This is a genomic window from Fusibacter tunisiensis, assembly GCF_016908355.1.
GTDB classification, from domain to species: Bacteria; Bacillota; Clostridia; order Peptostreptococcales; family Acidaminobacteraceae; genus Fusibacter_D; species Fusibacter_D tunisiensis.
Genome location: NZ_JAFBDT010000075.1, coordinates 1 through 1,010 on the forward strand (window position 1 = coordinate 1; position 1,010 = coordinate 1,010).

2 protein-coding genes are annotated in these 1,010 nt (G+C 43.6%); both read right to left on the reverse strand.

What is annotated here, in order from left to right:
• Positions 1-389, reverse strand: a 389-nt coding sequence (locus JOC49_RS13135; protein WP_204665489.1) for an ABC transporter permease, incomplete at its 3' end; no start/stop codon positions are given.
• Positions 390-428: 39 nt separating this feature from the next.
• On the reverse strand, positions 429-1,010 hold a 582-nt coding region (locus JOC49_RS13140; RefSeq protein WP_204665490.1), incomplete at its 5' end, for an ABC transporter permease.

Below are 1,010 nucleotides of genomic sequence, written 5' to 3' on the forward strand. Positions count from 1 at the left end.
AATCGCATCAACAAGTTGTCGATTTTCCCGCCATAATACCCTGCCATACCGCCGACTAAAGAGCCTAGGGTCACCGACACGCCTGCTGCCATTAAACCCACTAAGATGGATATACGCCCACCCATAAAGAGTCTAAGCAGAACATCTCTTCCCTGCTCATCTGTTCCTAGCCAGTGCTTTGCTGAAGGGGAAAGTTCCTTATCTTCAAGGTTAAACTCCGATATGTCATAAGGGGACAAAATCGGTACAAAAATTACCAATAGAACGATGATGATAAATAGGCCGCCGCCTACCACTGCAACTTTATTTTTTCTAAACCGCTCCCATGCTATTTGCCATGGGCCGATGGCTTTTTGCTTGTGTTCTGTTTCTTTCATTTTTCCAGCCATATGCTCCTCCTATGTTTTTTTGGATTATTCCCGATGCGCCTACTGGACACGGATTCTTGGGTCTACAAAAGCGTATGCTAAATCCGCCAGCAAGTTTCCTGCCAGCATCAGAACCGCATAGAATGTATTGGCCGCCATAAGCATTGAATAATCTCTGTCCCCAATGGAGGTGAACAGGACGTTACCGATTCCTGGCCAGATAAATACGGTCTCAAGTAGAATTGATCCACCAAAGAGACTTGGTATATATAGACCGAGCAGCGTTACGATTGGTAAAAGTGCATTTCTAAAAGCGTGCTTGTAGATTACCACTTTCTCAGCCAATCCTTTTGAACGTGCTGTTCGGATATAATCTTGATTAATAACTTCAATTACCGAGTTTCTGACATATCTTGTTAAACTTGCTAGAGATGATATCGTCAGTACCGTTACCGGTAAAATCATGTGTTTTAACACATCAAGTACTTCTTGTCCAAAACTGTCATAGCCTTTCGCCATATAGATTGTCGTCCGCATACCGTTTAAAGGCAGCCAGGTTACTGGTATGGCTATGAAAAAGATCAATAATAAGGCAAAGAAGAACGACGGCATGGAGACGCCGGTTAAGGAAAACACCGTCCA